Origin of the sequence: Acidovorax sp. BLS4, assembly GCF_032929295.1 — a bacterium.
In the GTDB taxonomy this organism is placed as follows: domain Bacteria; phylum Pseudomonadota; class Gammaproteobacteria; order Burkholderiales; family Burkholderiaceae_C; genus Paracidovorax.
The window spans coordinates 1,907,980-1,925,215 of sequence record NZ_CP136797.1 but is presented as its reverse complement, the minus strand read 5'-3'; the positions used below and the strand labels follow the sequence as shown (position 1 = coordinate 1,925,215).

Here is a 17,236-nt window from a genome sequence, read left to right as displayed (position 1 = left end):
CCCATGCCCTAGTCAAAATTGCCCTCAATGCTATTAAAAAAATAGCAAATACCCAAAAGGCGCCGCCCGCATGACCGAGCTGATGGACATCCTGGCCAACCCGGCGTTCTGGATCGCCACGCTGCGGGTGGCCACGCCGCTCGTCCTGGGCACGCTGGGCGTGCTGCTGTGCGAGCGCGCAGGCGTTTTGAACCTGGGCATCGAGGGGATCATGGTCGCGGGCGCCTTCACGGGCTGGCTCACGGTGTATGCCGGCCATGGCCTGTGGACCGGCGTGCTTGTGGCCGCGCTCACCGGGGCGGCCTTCGGGCTGCTGCACGCCTGGCTGACCGTGGGGCTCGCGCTGTCGCAGCACGTGTCGGGGCTGGGCATCACGCTGCTGGCCACCTCGCTCAGCTACTACGGCTACCGCGTGGGCTTTCCGAAGGTGACCACGCCCCCCACGATCGAGCCGTTCGCGCCCATGGCCTGGCTGGGCATTCCCATCCTGTCGGCCCAGACGCCACTCACGCTGCTGGCCCTGCTGCTGGTGCCGCTGCTGGCCTGGGTGCTGCTGCGCACCCCGCTCGGGCTGGCGGTGCGCATGGTGGGCGAGAACCCCCAGGCGGCCGAGGGCCAGGGCATTCCGGTGGCGGCCACGCGCACCGCTTCGGTGGTGGCGGGCTCCGCGCTGATGGGGGTGGCGGGGGCGTTTCTCACGTTGTCGGCGTTCAATGCGTTCTTCTTCAACATGGTGAATGGGCGCGGCTGGATCTGCGTGGCGCTGGTGGTGTTCGCCTCGTGGCGGCCCGGAAAGGCGCTGCTGGGCGCGCTGCTGTTCGCCTTTTTCGATGCGCTGCAGCTGCGGCTGCAGCAGGCGGGCGATGCGTGGCTGCCGTATCAGGTGTACCTGATGCTGCCCTACCTGCTGTCGATCCTGGCGCTGGTGCTGGTGGCCCGCAAGGCGGCGTATCCACAGGCGCTGATGAAGCCCTACCGCAAGGGCGAGCGGTAGCGAACCTTGGGCGACCGGACCTTGGCCCCCTCTCCTCTCCCATAACATCGGCGCATGCCGACACCCCAGCCCCCGGACACCTTCGTCCCCATCGCCCCGGAGTCCCTGGCCACGCCGCGGCTGCGCCTTCGGCCCTGGACCGCCGCCGACCGCACGCCCTTCGCCGCGATGAATGCCGACCCGGCGGTGATGGCGCACTTTTCCGCGCCGCTGACCCGCGACGCCAGCGATGCCATGGCCGACCGGATCGAGGCGCTGATCGCGCAGCGCGGCTGGGGTTTCTGGGCCGCGGATTGCCTGCAGGGCGACAGCGGCCCGCGCTTCATGGGCTTTGTGGGCCTGCACACGCCCTCGGCCGAACTGCCCTTCGCGCCGTGCGTGGAGATCGGCTGGCGGCTCGCCCGGCCCTTCTGGGGCCAGGGCCTGGCCAGCGAGGCGGCGCGCCTGGCGCTGCGGGCAGGCTTCGAAGACTTGGGCCTGGCGGAGATCGTATCGTTCACCACCCTGGGCAACCAGCGCTCGCGCGCGGTGATGCAGCGCCTGGGCATGCGCGAAAGCCCCACCGAAGCGTTCGACCACCCGGCCGTGCCGGTGGGCCACCCGGTGCGGCCGCATTGCCTGTACCGGCTCGCCCGCACCGACTGGCACGCCGGCACGCATGGCGGCTGAAGGGCCCCGGCCTCCCATGGAACGCCCCCTGCTGCCCGCCTGCCCCACCGCGGTGTGGCTGCCGCCCACGGTGCTGGAACGCTGGCAGCACCAGGGCACCGAAGCCGGCGTGACCTGCGTGCTGCCCGACGGGTGCCGCGACCTCATCGTGCAGATCGACGCCCACGGTGCCGTGCACTGGATGGTGTCGCATTTGCCGCAGCAGGCCTACGGCGTGCCCGCCAGCGCCGGCGAGGACTGGCTGGGCTTTCGACTGCATCCCGGCGTGGGGGTGGATGCCGACGCGCTGCTGCAGTCGGTGCAGGCCATCGACCTGACCCGCGATCCGGCCGAGACCGCCGCCCGCGTGCACGCGGCTCTAGCCGACTTCACGCGGTGCGACGCGCACGTGCAGGAGGCACTGGCCGCCCTGGGGCAGGCCCCGACCGTGGGGGCCGCCGCACGGGCGCTGGGCGTGTCGGAGCGCACGCTGGAGCGGCTGATCCGCACAGCAACCGGCGAGTCCCCACGCTACTGGCGCGCCCTCGCACGGGTGCGCCGAGCGGCCCAGGCCCTGGCGGGCGATGGTGGCCCGCCCCTGGCCGCCATCGCGGCGGACCATGGCTACGCCGACCAGGCGCATTTCGGCCGCGAATGCCGGCACTGGCTAGGACAGACGCCCGCCCGGCTGAGGGCATCGAAGGACCTGCTGGCCTCCGTGCAGTCCAGCGGCTACGGCTGAACGCTGCCTTGCCATCGGCCACATCGAGCCAGCCGCTTTGAACGGCGCAGCGCCGCCCAAGCGCCGCTCCCCCGTCAGTTGCCCGCGCCCATCGGCGTGCACAGCTCCAACAGAAAGCCGTTGCAGTCGTGCACATAGGCCACCGTCTGGCCCCAGGGCATGGACTCTGGGGCCTGCACCAGGGTGGCGCCAGCCTGGATCGCGCGGTCCACGGCCGCGGCGACATCGGCCGTGGTGAAGGCGATCTCGCACTGGGGCGCGCCCGCCACCGCCCGCTGCGGGTTCTTGCCCAGCTGGGCCATCAGTTGGAGCGACGAGAACGCCAGCGCGGTGGCGCCGGTGTCCATCTCGCCGAAATCGCCCGCCTCGTGCACGAAGCGGCGCGAAAGACCGAACGCGGCCTCGTAGAAAGCGACGGTGCCGGGCACGTCCTCGACGTAAAGAATGGTGTAGCCGAACTGCATGGGGTCTCCTTCAGCAAAAGACAGGGTGGATCGAACGTGCCCGCAGCATAGGCGGCCTTTTCCGCGCGGTCTGGAAGAAATCCGACATGGGCCGTTGTCCCGGCTGGCGCACCCGGCCCGGCTATCAGGCTGCGCAACGGTACCCCCCGCGGCCTACACTGGCAGGCCCGGTGGCGCCGCGGGCAAGCCTTTTGCATGCCGGCCTGCACCGCTTCCGCCAACCTCCCTCTCACCCTTGTCCGGCCCCACAAACCATGCTCGACCTGCTCATCCACAACGCCACCCTGCCCGATGGCCGCACGAACGTTTCCGTGGCCGTGCAGGACGGGCGCATTGCCGAAGTGACCGAGGGCCTGCAGGCCCCGGCGCACGAGACCGTCGATGCGGGCGGCCTTCTGCTGAGCCCGCCGTTCGTCGATGCGCACTTCCACATGGACTCGACCTTGAGCTACGGCCAGCCCCGCGTGAACGAGAGCGGCACGCTGCTGGAGGGCATCGCGCTGTGGGGCGAACTGAAGCCCCAGCTCACGCACGAGGCCATCGTGGAGCGGGCGATGCACTACTGCGACTGGGCGGTGGCGCGCGGCCTGCTGGCCATCCGCTCGCACGTGGACACCAGCGACCCGCGGCTGCTGCCCGTGCACGCGCTGCTGGACGTGAAGCGCCGCGTGGCGCCCTACCTCGACCTGCAGCTGGTCGCCTTCCCGCAGGACGGCGTGCTGCGCGCCGCGGGCGGCCTGGACAACCTCCAGCGCGCGCTGGACCTGGGCGTGGACGTGGTGGGCGGCATTCCCCATTTCGAACGCACCATGGCGCAGGGAGCGGAAAGCGTGCGCATCCTGTGCGAGCTGGCCGCCGATCGGGGCAAGCGGGTGGACATGCACTGCGACGAGACCGACGACCCGCTCTCGCGCCACGTCGAAACGCTGGCTTTCGAAACCCAGCGCCTGGGCCTGCACGGCCGGGTGACGGGCTCGCACCTCACCTCCATGCACAGCATGGACAACTACTACGTGAGCAAGCTCATCCCCCTGATGGCCGAGGCGCAGCTGGGGGTGGTGGCCAACCCGCTCATCAACATCACCCTCCAGGGCCGCCACGACACCTACCCCAAGCGCCGCGGCATGACCCGCGTGCCCGAGTTGATGGCCGCGGGCCTGACGGTGGCCTTCGGCCACGATTGCGTGATGGACCCGTGGTACGGGGGCGGCAGCGGCGACATGCTGGAGGCCGCCCACATGGGCCTGCACGTGGGGCAGATGACCGGCCAGCAAGCCATACGCCAGTGCTTCGAGGCAGTGACCACGAACCCGGCCCTGCTGCTGGGCCTGGAGGGCTATGGCCTGCAGGCCGGCTGCCATGCCGACTTCGTGCTGCTGCATGCGCGCGATCCGGCCGAGGCGATCCGGCTGCGCGCCACGCGCCTGGGGGTGTGGCGGCGCGGCCGGCGGGTGGCGGGCAGCCCGGCGCCCGTGGCGGCGCTGCATCTGCCCGGCCGGCCCGGCCACGCGGACTTCCTGCGCGGCTGAAGGGCGCGCGGGCTGCACCGCCGCAGCCCGGTTTCCCGCTGGCCCTGTCGCCTTATTGCCTTATTCAGCGGCGGCGGGCGCCGCAGGCGGTGCGCACGGGGCGTCGGCCGAGACCGGATAGCCCACGATGTCCGTCAGCGCTGGATACCCGCTGATGGCGTGCGACGCGAGCCGGCCGCCCATGGTCGCGCCCTCGGCGCTGCCCACATTCAGCCCGGTGTAGATCCAGTCGCCCGCCAGCACGAGGTTGCTGAAGCCCGACTCCCACGCCTTGAGCCGCGCGGCGGTACTGCCCGGCGGGCTGATCACGTAGCGCTCGGACGGGTCGATGTTGGCGCGCCAGAACTGCTGGTCGAAGCGCTGCACGCCCAGCCCGGTGTTGGCCGGGTCGTGGTCCTGCAGCAGGCTGAAATCCATGCCCGTCGGGTCGCCCGGCGGCGAGACCACGTTGGTCGTGGATTTCGGCAGCAGCGGTCCCATGCACACCTGCAGGTACTGGATGCACTGGGCCTTCACCCGGGCGTGGGCCCGTGCGGGGTAGCCGGTGTCGGTCAGGGGCGGCGGCGGCTCGTAGTCGGCCATGGCGCCCGAGAAGTACCACAGCGATTTGGGCATCTGGCTGGCCGGCCACGACTCCCACTGCAGCAGGTGGGTGAAGTCCACCTGCCCATCCAGCGGGTTCATGTAGGTGGCGCCGATCACCGTGTCGGTGGGGTTCTTGAGGGGAATGTCCCAGCCCAGATCGGTGGTGCTGCGGTTCAGCCAGACCTGCATGGTCTGCGTCTGCACGGTGGGCACCTTCTCGACCATCGCGCGCCATTCGGGACGCGCGGCCAGCAGCTCCTTGCACAGGTAGGGCACGGCACCCACCGCGATGGCCAGCACCACCTGATCGAAGTCTTCGCCGGCCTTCAGGGTCTTCTGGCCCACGTTCTTCCAGGGCGTCCAGTACGACTCCAGGTCGATGTCCTGCTCGCGCAGCGCATCGCCTTCCACCAACTGGTCGTAGCAGGGGCCGGACGGCCACGCTGGCAGGCCTTCGATCGGCACGAGCGGTTCGTAGGGCGCATCCGGCTTCACCAGGGTGGCCTGCACGCCCATCTGCACGGCAGCCACCGACTGGCCGTCCGCCGACAGCGCGAGGTTTTCGACCTTGTGGAAGAACTCGAACTGCACGCCGCGCTGGCGCAGCACCAGGTACAGCGGCGCGATCACCGTCTCGCCCGTGCCCGCCGCGAACAGCCAGGCGAATGCACCCATGTACGCATAGCTGCGCAGCGACCAATGCAGGTAGGCGCCTGCCGCCATGCTGGCGGTGCGGGCCGTATCGCCCTGCGGGTACTGGTAGGACAGGTTGACCGTGTTGAGCGCGAGCGGGGACGACACCGTCATCACCGAAGCGCCGTGGCGCGCCAGCCAGTCGCTGAAATTCTCGTTGTCGATCACATCGAAGCCGCGCTCGATGATGCGGTCGGCCAGCACGCCGCGCACGATGGCCATCAGGTATTCGAGCAGGATGTACAAGCGCCGCAGGTCGTCGTTCTCGTCGATCAGGCCTTTGAGCCGCGCGTGCAGCCAGTCCCACACCTGGTCAAGCACGGGGTGGCTGGTGCCCAGCTCGGCGTTCTCGTCGAGGATCGCGGTCTGCAGGCGTTCCAGGATGTCCTGGCCGGCGCGCAGCTCCAGCTTGTGGATCTCGCTCAGGCCGGGCGTGGCTTCGGGGTCGATCAGGCCCTGGGTGGTCTCGATCAGCCCACCGATCCACTGGCGGATGGTCTGCAGGGACGAGGCATCGTCCGGAGTCAGCGAATTGGTCGGCACGGTCATGGGCCAGCGCTTGAAGCCGCCGTTCTCGAATTCCCACATCAGCACGAAGCTCTCGGGAATGAAAGCCTGCTCGAACGTGGCCAGTTTGGCATCCGCCGGGCGGCCCAGGGCCTTGTAGCAGTCGGCCATGATCGGCAGCGCGTTGTAGTAGCTGCCCAGGAACCCGTGGATGCCGTGCTCCTCGATGCGGTTGTTGGGCCCCCGCTTGGTGGCGCACTTGCCGCCGAGCCGCCAGCCCATCTGGTACACCGTGATGGCGTATTTTTCCTGCCAGCCGGGCTGGCTGGTCAGCTCGTAGGCCGCCGTCAGGGCGGCGAGGCCACCCCCCAGGATGGCGATTTTCTGGGGTGCATTCGCTTCAGACATACCGTTTCCCTCTCTCTTTTGGATTGCCGATGGTTGGGTTTCTCATGGACTGCCGGTGGGAGGCGCGCCTTACTCGCTCCAGCCCGCCTGCCGCAGGCAGTCGGTGTAATGGTTCAGGTGCGCTTCGTCCACGAAGGGGTGGCCGGCCTTCAACGCCTGCAGGGAGTACGGGCCGAACTTCTGCGCCTGCCGCAGGGTTTGCTGCCCGTCTTCCGGGCGGCCGGACGCGACCTGGCACGCGGCCAGCAGGTAGTGGTTGAAGAACCAGTCCGGACGCTTGGACAGCGCCTGCAGGGCGAAGCCCAGCGCGGCCTGGTAATCGCCCTCGATGAAGCTCGCCAGCGCCCGTGTGCGGATCCACAGGCTCAGGTGGGGATCGAGCGGGCTGGCCTCGCAGGCCTGCAATGCGTAGCTCGCGGCCTCCTGCGTGCGCCCGCAAAACGCCAGCAGGCGCCCCAGTTCGCCCGCCGCGGCGGCGAACTGCGGATAGATCGACAGGGCATGCTCCTGCTCGGAAATCGCCTGCGGAAAATTGCGCGAGAACGAAAGCACCGTGCCCAGCGTGAAATGGGCGAAGGCATCGGTGTCGTCGTGGCTCACCGCCTGCAGGGCATGGCGGTTGGCCTCGGCGATGTCCATGCGGGCGGATTCGGACCAGCCGGCCCACACCCGCGACATCAGGATGAATGCCAGCAGGGCCAGGGCCGGGGGATCGTCGGGCTTGGTGTCCAGCGCCTTTTGCGCGAAGTACTCCGCCTTCTCCATGTGGTCGCGCGTGGAGCGCCAGAAATGCCAGCGCGCGCGCATCAGCAGTTCCCAATGCTCGCGGTCGCGGGGCGTGGTCTGGCTGCTGACCCATTCCTCGCGCCGCAGGTACACCGGCTCGATGGCGCTCACGATGGCCGCCGATATCTCGTCCTGCACCTGAAAGAGGTCATCCACCGGCCGGTCGAAGCTCTGCGCCCAGATGGTTTCGTTGCGCGGCCCGTCGATCAGCTCCGCGGTCACGCGCAACCGGTTGCCGTTGAACCGGATCAGGCCTGACACGAGGTAGCGCACCCCCAGCTCCTGGCTGATGGTGCCGTTGGGCGGCAGCGGATGCCGGTAGCTCACCGAGGAGCTGCGGGCGATCACGTACAGCCAGCGCGAGCGGGACAGGCGGTTGATGATGTCCTCGGCCATGCCGTCGGCCAGGTAGCCGTCATCGGCGAGGCCGCCCGCCACACCGAACGGCAGCACCGCCACCGAGCGGGAGGCACTGGACACCATGGCGACCGGCAGCGGCTCAGGCACCTGGGTGCCACTGGCCACCGGCGCGACACGCGCGACGAACCGGTAGCCCTGCCCCGGGATGGTCATGATCAGGTCGGAGCCCAGCAGCTTGCGCAGCGAGGACACATGCACCTGCAGGTTGTTTTCCTCCACCACCATGCCCGGCCAGACGAGGTTGAACAGCTCCGATTTGGTCACCAGCGCGCCGGCTTTGTGAACCAGGGCGCACAGCACATCGAAAGCGCGGGCTCCCAGCAGGACAGGCTTACCGTGGGCCAGCAACTGGCGCTCGTGGACCCTCAGCGTGAAGTGGGAAAACGTGAATTCAGTGGTCATGGCCCGCAAGTTCTTGTCGCCTCTAACAACCCAGCCTCCCCGGCGGGTCTCTCACTCTACACCAAGATTGTTTCAGAACGCTTCAGGTTTTCCAAGGCCGCGTTAAGGGCAATAAAAGGGGGCGAAGAACAAAATCCGCCCACTCATGAATCGCAACCGAGGGGGATTTTTAAGCGGCGTCAAAAACGCCATTAAAAAAATAATCGAGGGGCGTCATGAGAAAGCAACCGGCCACGCAATCTTGCTGAAGCCGGTATTTTGTTCAGAGAAAACAAACCCTCTAGGAAACATAATGTCCGACTGTAATTGCAACCAAAACAACGCCCAAGACGAATCGACCCACGTGCCGAACTTCACGGCTGTGGGTTTCGCCGAGGGCAGCAGCCACGCACCTGCACTGCGCAGCAACGCTGCCGGCGCTCCCAACCTGGAAGGCGTGGAAGCGCTGAAACTGTCCGTCTGCGTGGGCGCCAGCTACAACCCGACCACCAACCAGATCTGCTTCTCGGTGCCCATCTACGGCAATCTCTGCATTACCTCTCCGATCCACATTCCCGTCGGTGGCCAACTGAAGGCATGCGCGCAGACTTGCGGCTCTTTCATTCCCACAGGCCTGAAAGTCACCATTTACCTCAACGGCAATCCCATTTACAGCGGCACGGTGGTGGGCCGCTGCTGATTTGCCACCAAGGGAGGGGCCGAATCAAAAATCAAATCAATTCGGCCATTTTTCATTACGCAGGAGAAAAACCATGGCTTCATGCAGCCCTTTCAATGTGAACTTCACGGGCAGTGCCCAGGACCTGTTCGTCAAGATCGCCGCCCTCATTCACCAGAATGGCGGCGTCATCTCGGGCGGTCCCGCGGGTGGCAGCTTTTCGGTGGGCACGCCACTGGGCACGGTGGCTGGCACGTTTTCGGTGAACGGCCAGACCTGCACCGTGACGATCACCCAGCGGCCGTTCTTCCTGCCCTGCAGCACCATCCAGTCGTTCGTGCAGTCGCACATTCCGACCGTGGTGCAGTCCAACATCCTGGACTTCTGAAGCGTCTCCTGGCGCATTGAAAAAGCCGCCCCGGCCTCACGGCCGGGGCGGCTTTCTTTTGGAAAGGCAGGCGTGCCGGAGGCGCTCAGCCCGCTAGCGCCACGAACACGTTCTGCACGTCGTCGTTGCCGTCGATGGCGGCCAGAAACGATTCGACTTCTTCCAGTTGCTCCGCGCTGAGATTGGCCGGGTTCACTGGGTTCTTGGGCCGGTAGCCCAGCTTGGCCGACAGCACCGTGAATCCCTGCGCCGGCAGCGCGCGGCACACCAGGTCCAGATCAGTGGGATCGGTCCAGAACGTGGTGTTGCCCTCTTCCTCGCCGGGCTCAAAATCCTGGGCGCCCGCCTCGATGGCGGCCATTTCGGGGTCCGCATCGGCAGACGCCGGCTCGGCCTCGATGATGCCCACATGGTGGAAGTCCCAGGCCACGGAGCCGGACGTGCCGAGTTGGCCCTTGCGAAAAAGCACGCGCATTTCCGGCGCCGTGCGGTTCACGTTGTCGGTGAGGCACTCCACCATCACCGCCACCTGGTGCGGGGCGAAGCCTTCATAGATCACGCGCTCGTAATTGACCGCATCGCCGGACAGGCCCGCACCCTTTTTGATGGCGCGCTCCAGGGTGTCCTTGGGCATCGACACCTTGCGGGCCTGCTCCACCACCAGGCGCAGCCGCGCATTGCCCGCCGGATCGGCGCCACCGCGCGCCGCGACCATGATTTCCTTGACCAGCTTGCCGAACAGCTTGCCTTTGGCATCCGCGACCTGTGCCTTGCCCTTTGCTTTCCACTGCGCGCCCATCGTGACGATTCCTTGGTTTGCGGCGCTCCAGGCGTCCCGCGTCGTTGATTGATTGATTGATCGATTGGTTGGATGGGCCGGGCGACGGCATGGAAGGAATGGCCTCCGCGCCCGCAGGCGCTGCACGGGCGCCCGACCCGGAGGGCATCGGTTATACACCCGCGGCCCCGCCCCGCCACGGTTGGCGCCGCCGTTGGGGCAAAAAAGAGCCCACGCCGGCGTTTTGATTGCCCTGGTAGCTATCAAATCAATAGCACCGAACGGCGCGGTGGCTCACCGCCCCTTTTTATCCACCGAACCACCCGGCCTGCGGCTGGCCGCCGGCCCCGGCCGGGAAGCCGACCGCAGGGCGGCCTCCCAGGCCCGGCTGGCCCACTCCACCGCTTCGGCCGGGCCTTCGTACATCTCCGCCGGGGCCTGCCGGTACGACAGCGCCACCGGGCGGCCATGGCGCTCGTAGACGAAAGGCTGCAGGCCACGGGCGTCGAACACCGGCGCGGTGAGTGCGTCGGCCTTGAGGTACAGCGCATCGCTCACCACCAGCGCCAGCATGCGGCCTTCGTGGAAGACGCCCCAGCCGCCGAACATGCGCCGCAACCGGACGGAGCCCCAAGGCGCGAAAACACCGGGCAGTTCCTGGGCGAAGGCACTCACGGGAGCGGAAGGCGGCTTTTTCATCGGGGTGGCGTGCGGAGGTCGGATGGGGAGCCCGCCCATTGTGCGGGTCCGACGTTGTTCCACATCGACCCGCCAAGTGTTCCGCAACGGAACACCCGTTGCGCCACGGGGCACTCCAGCGCTCGATGCGGCCTTGAAGCGATCAAAGAGCAATCGACCACCACCGCTTGATCTGCTTGGTTTGCCTGCTATTCATTTTGAAGGTTGGCCTGCCCTGACCCAGCTGGCACGTGCATTGCGCCAACACAGAGGCCCGCGCCACCCCGGTGGCGTGGAACACCCCAACCGACCACAGGAGACATGCACCATGAACATGGCAGAAATCGCCAGCCTCGGCATCGCCAACCCTTACAAGAAGCAGTACGGCAACTACATCGGCGGGCAGTGGGTGCCGCCCATCGACGGCCAGTATTTCGAGAACACCTCGCCCATCAACGGCCAGGTGTTCACCTCCATCCCCCGCTCCAACGACAAGGACATCAACGCTGCACTGGATGCCGCCCACAAGGCCAAGGCCGCCTGGGGCAAGACCTCCACCACCGACCGGGCGAACGCCCTGCTGAAGATCGCCGACCGCATGGAAGCCAACCTGCTCACCATCGCGGTGGCCGAGACGCTGGACAACGGCAAGCCGCTGCGCGAGACCATGGCCGCCGACATTCCCCTGGCCATCGACCACTTCCGCTACTTCGCGGGCTGCATCCGCGCGCAGGAAGGCGGCATCAGCGAGATCGACCACGAAACCATGGCCTACCACTTCCACGAGCCGCTGGGCGTGGTGGGGCAGATCATTCCGTGGAACTTCCCGATCCTCATGGCGGTATGGAAGCTCGCACCGGCCCTGGCCGCCGGCAACTGCGTGGTGCTCAAGCCCGCCGAGCAGACGCCCGCCTCCATCCTCGTGCTGCTGGAACTGGTGGGCGACCTGCTGCCGCCCGGCGTGGTCAACGTGGTGAACGGGTTCGGCCTGGAAGCCGGCAAGCCGCTGGCCAGCAGTCCGCGCATCGCAAAAATAGCCTTCACGGGCGAGACCACCACGGGCCGGCTCATCATGCAGTACGCCAGCCAGAACATCATTCCCGTGACGCTGGAGCTGGGCGGCAAGAGCCCCAATGTGTTCTTCGAAGACGTGATGGCGGCCGACGATGGCTTCTTCGACAAGGCGCTGGAAGGCTTTGCGATGTTCGCGCTCAACCAGGGCGAGGTCTGCACCTGCCCCAGCCGCGCGCTGGTGCAGGAATCGATCTACGACCAGTTCATGGAACGCGCCCTGAAGCGCGTGGCGGCCATCAAGCAGGGCCACCCGCTGGACAAGGCCACCATGATCGGCGCGCAGGCCTCGCAGGAGCAGCTCGAAAAGATCCTCTCGTACCTGGACCTGGGCAAGCAGGAGGGCGCGCAGTGCCTGATCGGCGGCGAGCGCAACCACCTGGACGGCGACCTGGCCGGCGGCTACTACGTGAAGCCCACGGTGTTCAAGGGCCACAACAAGATGCGCATCTTCCAGGAGGAGATCTTCGGCCCCGTGCTGTCGGTGACCACCTTCAAGACCGAGGAAGAGGCGCTGGAGATCGCCAACGACACGCTCTACGGCCTGGGCGCCGGCGTGTGGAGCCGCGACGGCGCACGCGCCTTCCGCATGGGCAAGGGCATCCAGGCCGGGCGCGTGTGGACCAACTGCTACCACCAGTACCCTGCGCACGCGGCCTTCGGCGGCTACAAGCAGTCGGGCATCGGCCGCGAGAACCACAAGATGATGCTGGACCACTACCAGCAGACCAAGAACCTGCTGGTGAGCTACTCGCAGGCGCCGCTGGGCTTCTTCTGATCGCTTGATCTGCATCAGCCCAGCCACCGGGTGTCGGGCCTACCGTGAAGGCCCGACACCCCGTTGAACCCGCTGCACATCCGCTGCAGACGAAAGGATTTCCCCACCCATGACCGCCAAGACCATGAAGGCCGCTGTCGTTCGCACATTCGGCCAGCCGCTCACCATCGAGGAAGTGCTCGTGCCCACGCCTTCGGACGACCAGATCCTCGTGAAGATCGAGGCCTCCGGCGTGTGCCACACCGACCTGCACGCCGCCGAAGGCGACTGGCCCGTCAAGCCGAACCCGCCGTTCATCCCGGGCCATGAAGGCGTGGGCTTCGTGGCCGGCGTCGGCAAGAACGTCAAGCACGTGAAGGAAGGCGACCGCGTGGGCGTGCCCTGGCTGCACTCGGCGTGCGGCTACTGCACGCATTGCATGGGCGGCTGGGAGACGCTGTGCGAATCGCAGAGCAACACCGGTTATTCGGTCAACGGCGGCTTTGCCGACTACGCCCTGGCCGACCCGAACTTCGTGGGCCACCTGCCCAAGGACATCGGCTTCGTGGACATCGCGCCGGTGCTGTGCGCCGGCGTCACGGTGTACAAGGGCCTCAAGGTGACCGACACCAAGCCCGGCGACTGGGTCGTCATCTCGGGCATCGGCGGCCTGGGCCACATGGCCGTGCAGTACGCCAAGGCCATGGGCCTGAACGTGGCCGCCGTGGACGTGGAAGACGACAAGCTCGACCTCGCCAGGCAGCTGGGTGCGAGCGTGACGGTGAACGCCAAGACCACCGACCCCGCCGCCTACCTGCAAAAGGAGATCGGCGGTGCCCACGGTGCGCTGGTGACCGCCGTGTCGCCCAAGGCCTTCGAGCAGGCCCTGGGCATGGTTCGGCGCGGCGGCACGGTGGCGCTCAACGGGCTGCCGCCCGGCAACTTCCCCCTGCCGATCTTCGACATGGTGCTGCGCGGCGTGACGGTGCGCGGCTCCATCGTGGGCACGCGGCTCGACCTGCAGGAGTCGCTCGATTTCGCCGCGCGCGGCCAAGTGAAGGCCACCGTGGCCACGGAGAAGCTCGAGAACATCAACGACGTGTTCGATCGCATGCGCCAGGGGCAGATCCAGGGGCGCATCGTGCTGGACATGGCAACGGCCTGATCCCCATGAACACGCCGGCCGCCCCCTCCACACCGGTACCCGCCCCGGAGACCGGGCCCGTGGGCCGCGTCTCGGCCACGCCGGCGGCCGTCGCGCTCATCGAGCGCCTGGTCGCGCAGCACGGCCCGCTCATGTTCCACCAGTCGGGGGGGTGCTGCGACGGCAGCGCGCCGATGTGCTTCGCGCTGGGGGAGTTTCTGCTGGGCGATTCGGACGTGCTGCTGGGCGAGATCGCGGGCACGCCCTTCTACATGAGCCGCTCGCAGTTCGCCTACTGGGAGCACACGCACCTCATCATCGATGCGGTGCCCGGCAACGGCGGCATGTTCTCGCTGGAACGGCCCACGGGCCTGCGTTTTCTCACCCGGTCGCGGCTGTACAGCGACGCGGAATGGGAGGCCGTCAGCGCGCTCGGGCCGCCGGCTTGAAAGGCTCGGGCCCGCCTGCGGCCTGCGCCGCCTTGAGGTGACGGTACACGGTGTTGCGCGACACGCCCAGCGCACGCGCCGCGGCCGATACATTGCCGCCGTGGGCCGCCAGCGCCTGCGCCAGGGCAGCAGCGGTGGTATCGCCCAGGCGCGGCACGGCAACGGGGCTGTGTGCCAACGCATGCTCGCCCGGCAAGGCCCGGGCCAGGGCCGGGGCAGGCCCTCCTGCATTGACTGCTGTGCCGTTGGCATGCGCCAGCAGCAGGTCGCAATCCTCCAGGAAGTCCTCGGGCAGATGCGCCCGCTGGATCACCCCGGCGTCGCCCCGTGCCATCAGCGCCGCGGTGCGCAGCACGCTGCTCAACTGGCGCAGGTTGCCCGGCCAGGCATGCGCGGCGAACAGCGCCATGGCCTCGGGCGCGACGCGCGGCACCGCGCTGGCGGGGGCGTCGGCCTGCGCACGCAGGATGCGCTCGACGATCACGGCCAGATCGGTGCGCTCACGCAGCGCGGGCAGCCGCACGACGAGCCCGTTCAGGCGGTAATACAGGTCGTCGCGGAAGGTGCCCTGCGCCATCATCTCGCGCAGGTTGCGGTGCGTGGCGCAGACCACGGCCACGTCCACCGGCACCTGCCGCACCCCACCCAGCGGCGAAACGCTGCGCTCCTGCAGCACGCGCAGCAGCCGGGCCTGCATCGACAGCGGCATGTCGCCGATCTCGTCGAGGAACAGCGTGCCGCCATGGGCCTGCACGATCTTGCCGGGATGGCCCTTGCGCCGTGCGCCGGTGAAGGCGCCTTCGTCGTAGCCGAACAACTCGGACTCGATCAGCGTCTCGGGAATCGACGCGCAGTTGACCGCCACGAAAGGGCCGCCCTGCCGCGGCCCGTCCTGGTGGATGGCGCGGGCCAGCAGTTCCTTGCCCGTGCCGGTCTCGCCCAGGATCAGCGTGGACACGTCGCTGCCCAGCAGCCGCGTGACCCGGTCGATCACCTGGGCGAGCTGGGCATCGCCCGTGTCCAGGTAGCGCAGGCTGGACAGCCGGGCCGGCTTCGCCGGTCGCGGCCGGGCGGGCGGCGCGCCCGGCGCATCGCCCTCCCCTGGCTGGATCGCCGTTGGCGCCCCGGCCCCGTCGGACCGATCGGGCCGATCGGGCCCGTTGCCCGGGTCGACCCAGGGCAGCAGCGTGCCCGAGCGTGGCCGAAACTCCACCATTGCCTGCACCGCCACGCCGCCGGGCAGTTGCAGGCGCAGCGGCTCCGGAACGGCCTGACGGGCATGCGCGAGCAGCGCCGCCATGGGCATGCCGAACAGCGAAGAGACCGTGTGCGCCTGCAACGCATTGGCCGACATGCCCAGCTGGAACTGCCCACTGCGGTTGGCGGCGAGGAAACGGCCCTCCGGCGTGAACGCGGCCAACCCCTCCACCAGCGTGCCGAGGAATTCCGTCCGCGCATGGAAGCGCAGCCGAACGGCGTCTTCGAACACCTTGCCGAACAGGTGGTTCTCCACCATCTTGGCCGACATGCGCACCAGCGCCATGGTGTGGGCGCTCTGGCTGCGGTGGTCGCCGCTCACGTCGAGCGCGCCGATCACATGCCCGTGCGGGTCGAGGATGGGCGCGCAGGAACAGGTCAAAAAATGGTTGGCCTGCAGAAAGTGCTCATTGCCGTTAACCTGCAGCGCCTCGCCCAGCGCCAGGGCCGTGCCGATGGCATTCGTGCCCTTGCTGCGCTCGGACCACGCCGCGCCGGGGCGCAGGGCAACCCGGCTCGCCCGGTCCAGGAACTCGTCGTCGCCCAGGGCGTGCAGCACCACGCCCTGCGCATCGGTCAGCAGCACCATGCTCTGGGTGCCGGCGATCTGGGCCGACAGCGTTTCCATCACGGGGCGGGCGTGGGCGAACAGCGCTTCGTTGCGGGCCACCATCCAGGCCAGGGCTTCGGCATCCAGGGGCCGCAGATCCGCCGACTCGTGCCGCCGCAGGCCGAAGGCGGTGGAGCGCTCGTGCGCCTGCGTGATCCGCTGCGCCGCCGAAGCGGCCACTTCACCCGGCGTCGGGCCGGGCGCACCGAGGGATGCGTTCGTCTCCATGCTGTCTCCTTGGGGCTCTGTCATCGCCCGGCGCTGCATGGCGCCAGGGTGTTGCTTGGGCGACTGGCACCTTACACCAATGGCACGGCCGGGGTGTATCCAAAGCCCTGGCGGTGTCCTCGGTTCACTTGGCGTCACATCCCGCGCGCTGCCACCTCGCTCACAGCGGTCCGGCAGCCCCTCCAGCCAGCGCACGGGCCACCGCGCCCAGCGCCGTTCCGACATCCTGCTCGACCTTGAGCGACAGCAGCGGATCGGCCCGCGTGCGGCCCCAGTTGACGGCCGCCACGGGCTTGCCCGCGTCCACCGCCATCTGCACGAAGCGAAAGCCCGAATACACCATGAGCGACGAACCGGCCACCAGCATGGCATCGGCGCGCAGCAGCGCATCGCGGGCGGCCTGCACGCGCTCGCGCGGCACGCTTTCGCCGAAGAACACCACATCGGGCTTGAGCGGGCCGGCGCCGCAGCGCGGGCACGGCGGCACATCGAACGCGCTGAAATCCTGGCCTTCCAGGTCGGCATCGCCATCGGGCGCCGCATGCGCATGCAGCGCGCCCCAATCGGGATTGCGGCGCAGCAACTCATCCTGCAGCTCGGCGCGTGGCAAACGGGCTTCGCAGGCCATGCAGCGCACGGTGTCGATGCGGCCATGCAGATCGATGGTGCGAAGGCTCCCCGCAGCCGCGTGCAGGCCGTCCACGTTCTGCGTGAGCAGCAGTTCCACCCGGCCGGCCGCTTCCAGCGCGGCGAGCGCATGGTGCGCCGGTGCAGGACGCGCCCGCCCCATCACGCGCCAGCCGATGAAGCTGCGCGCCCAATAGCGGCGGCGCGTGGCGTCGTCGCCCATGAAGGCCTGGAACGTGAGGGGCGGCGGCCGCTTCCAGTCGCCATTGCCGTCGCGGTAATCGGGAATGCCCGCCGCCGTGCTGCAGCCCGCCCCGGTGAGCACGAACACCCGAGGGTGCGTCGCCATGAACTCGGCCAGCGCGTGCACGCCGGCCTCGGCCGGGGGTGGCACGGGCATGGTGGTACTTTCC

16 protein-coding genes are annotated in these 17,236 nt (G+C 68.3%); 9 read left to right on the top strand and 7 right to left on the bottom strand.

Translation table 11 applies throughout. From position 1 onward, the window contains the following. The first annotated feature begins 70 nt into the window (after positions 1-70). Genes R1Z03_RS08940 through R1Z03_RS08930 form a run of 3 tightly spaced genes read left to right on the top strand, consistent with a single transcriptional unit; the run spans position 71 to position 2,384 of the window. Positions 71-994 carry an ABC transporter permease gene (locus R1Z03_RS08940; protein WP_284430857.1) on the top strand — a complete coding sequence of 308 codons (924 nt, stop codon included), beginning with the start codon at positions 71-73 and terminating at the stop codon, positions 992-994. A gap of 54 nt (positions 995-1,048) precedes the next feature. Continuing rightward, the gene (locus tag R1Z03_RS08935) at positions 1,049-1,663 is read left to right on the top strand and encodes a GNAT family N-acetyltransferase (RefSeq protein WP_317358820.1); all 615 of its coding nucleotides are present in this window, start codon (positions 1,049-1,051) and stop codon (positions 1,661-1,663) included. 16 nt (positions 1,664-1,679) lie between these two features. Then, complete coding sequence (locus R1Z03_RS08930) at positions 1,680-2,384, top strand: helix-turn-helix domain-containing protein (RefSeq protein ID WP_317358818.1); 705 nt, start codon at positions 1,680-1,682, stop codon at positions 2,382-2,384. 74 nt (positions 2,385-2,458) lie between these two features. On the opposite strand, the gene R1Z03_RS08925 is transcribed toward R1Z03_RS08930, so the two are convergent. After that, positions 2,459-2,848 carry a VOC family protein gene (locus tag R1Z03_RS08925; RefSeq protein WP_317358816.1) on the bottom strand — a complete coding sequence of 130 codons (390 nt, stop codon included), beginning with the start codon at positions 2,846-2,848 and terminating at the stop codon, positions 2,459-2,461. 254 nt (positions 2,849-3,102) lie between these two features. On the opposite strand from R1Z03_RS08925, the gene R1Z03_RS08920 reads away from it, so the two are divergent. Further along, a complete protein-coding gene (locus R1Z03_RS08920) occupies positions 3,103-4,377 on the top strand; it encodes an amidohydrolase family protein (protein WP_317358813.1) in 1,275 nt (424 codons plus the stop codon). A 60-nt stretch (positions 4,378-4,437) separates the two neighbouring features. On the opposite strand, the gene R1Z03_RS08915 is transcribed toward R1Z03_RS08920, so the two are convergent. Together R1Z03_RS08915 and R1Z03_RS08910 are read right to left on the bottom strand one after the other, a co-directional pair. Then, positions 4,438-6,570: an NAD(P)-binding protein gene (locus tag R1Z03_RS08915; RefSeq protein ID WP_317358810.1), complete on the bottom strand. Its 2,133-nt coding sequence runs from the start codon at positions 6,568-6,570 to the stop codon at positions 4,438-4,440. A gap of 69 nt (positions 6,571-6,639) precedes the next feature. Next, the gene (locus R1Z03_RS08910; protein ID WP_284430850.1) at positions 6,640-8,178 is read right to left on the bottom strand and encodes a winged helix-turn-helix domain-containing protein; all 1,539 of its coding nucleotides are present in this window, start codon (positions 8,176-8,178) and stop codon (positions 6,640-6,642) included. 145 nt (positions 8,179-8,323) lie between these two features. On the opposite strand from R1Z03_RS08910, the gene R1Z03_RS08905 reads away from it, so the two are divergent. Continuing rightward, complete coding sequence (locus R1Z03_RS08905) at positions 8,324-8,857, top strand: hypothetical protein (protein WP_284430849.1); 534 nt, start codon at positions 8,324-8,326, stop codon at positions 8,855-8,857. Positions 8,858-8,930: 73 nt separating this feature from the next. Further along, complete coding sequence (locus R1Z03_RS08900) at positions 8,931-9,224, top strand: hypothetical protein (RefSeq protein WP_284430848.1); 294 nt, start codon at positions 8,931-8,933, stop codon at positions 9,222-9,224. 85 nt (positions 9,225-9,309) lie between these two features. Here R1Z03_RS08900 and R1Z03_RS08895 read toward each other — a convergent pair whose 3' ends face one another. Beyond that, the gene (locus R1Z03_RS08895) at positions 9,310-10,023 is read right to left on the bottom strand and encodes a YebC/PmpR family DNA-binding transcriptional regulator (protein WP_272563794.1); all 714 of its coding nucleotides are present in this window, start codon (positions 10,021-10,023) and stop codon (positions 9,310-9,312) included. Between the two features lie 273 nt (positions 10,024-10,296). Then, positions 10,297-10,677, bottom strand: coding sequence for a TfoX/Sxy family protein (locus R1Z03_RS08890; protein WP_317358803.1), 381 nt, complete (start codon positions 10,675-10,677; stop codon positions 10,297-10,299). A gap of 331 nt (positions 10,678-11,008) precedes the next feature. Here R1Z03_RS08890 and adh point away from each other — a divergent pair, with 331 nt between their 5' ends. The 3 genes from adh to R1Z03_RS08875 all read left to right on the top strand — a co-directional run bounded on the left by adh (position 11,009) and on the right by R1Z03_RS08875 (position 14,101). After that, positions 11,009-12,529 carry an aldehyde dehydrogenase gene (gene adh / locus R1Z03_RS08885; RefSeq protein ID WP_317358800.1) on the top strand — a complete coding sequence of 507 codons (1,521 nt, stop codon included), beginning with the start codon at positions 11,009-11,011 and terminating at the stop codon, positions 12,527-12,529. Between the two features lie 109 nt (positions 12,530-12,638). Further along, complete coding sequence (gene adhP / locus R1Z03_RS08880) at positions 12,639-13,673, top strand: alcohol dehydrogenase AdhP (protein WP_317358797.1); 1,035 nt, start codon at positions 12,639-12,641, stop codon at positions 13,671-13,673. A 5-nt stretch (positions 13,674-13,678) separates the two neighbouring features. Continuing rightward, positions 13,679-14,101: a DUF779 domain-containing protein gene (locus R1Z03_RS08875; RefSeq protein ID WP_284406404.1), complete on the top strand. Its 423-nt coding sequence runs from the start codon at positions 13,679-13,681 to the stop codon at positions 14,099-14,101. On the opposite strand, the gene R1Z03_RS08870 is transcribed toward R1Z03_RS08875, so the two are convergent. Further along, complete coding sequence (locus tag R1Z03_RS08870; protein WP_317358794.1) at positions 14,076-16,196, bottom strand: sigma-54-dependent Fis family transcriptional regulator; 2,121 nt, start codon at positions 16,194-16,196, stop codon at positions 14,076-14,078. The genes R1Z03_RS08875 and R1Z03_RS08870 overlap by 26 nt on opposite strands. 160 nt (positions 16,197-16,356) lie before the next feature. Beyond that, positions 16,357-17,223 carry an NAD-dependent protein deacetylase gene (locus R1Z03_RS08865; RefSeq protein WP_317358791.1) on the bottom strand — a complete coding sequence of 289 codons (867 nt, stop codon included), beginning with the start codon at positions 17,221-17,223 and terminating at the stop codon, positions 16,357-16,359. Between the last annotated feature and the right edge of the window lie 13 nt (positions 17,224-17,236).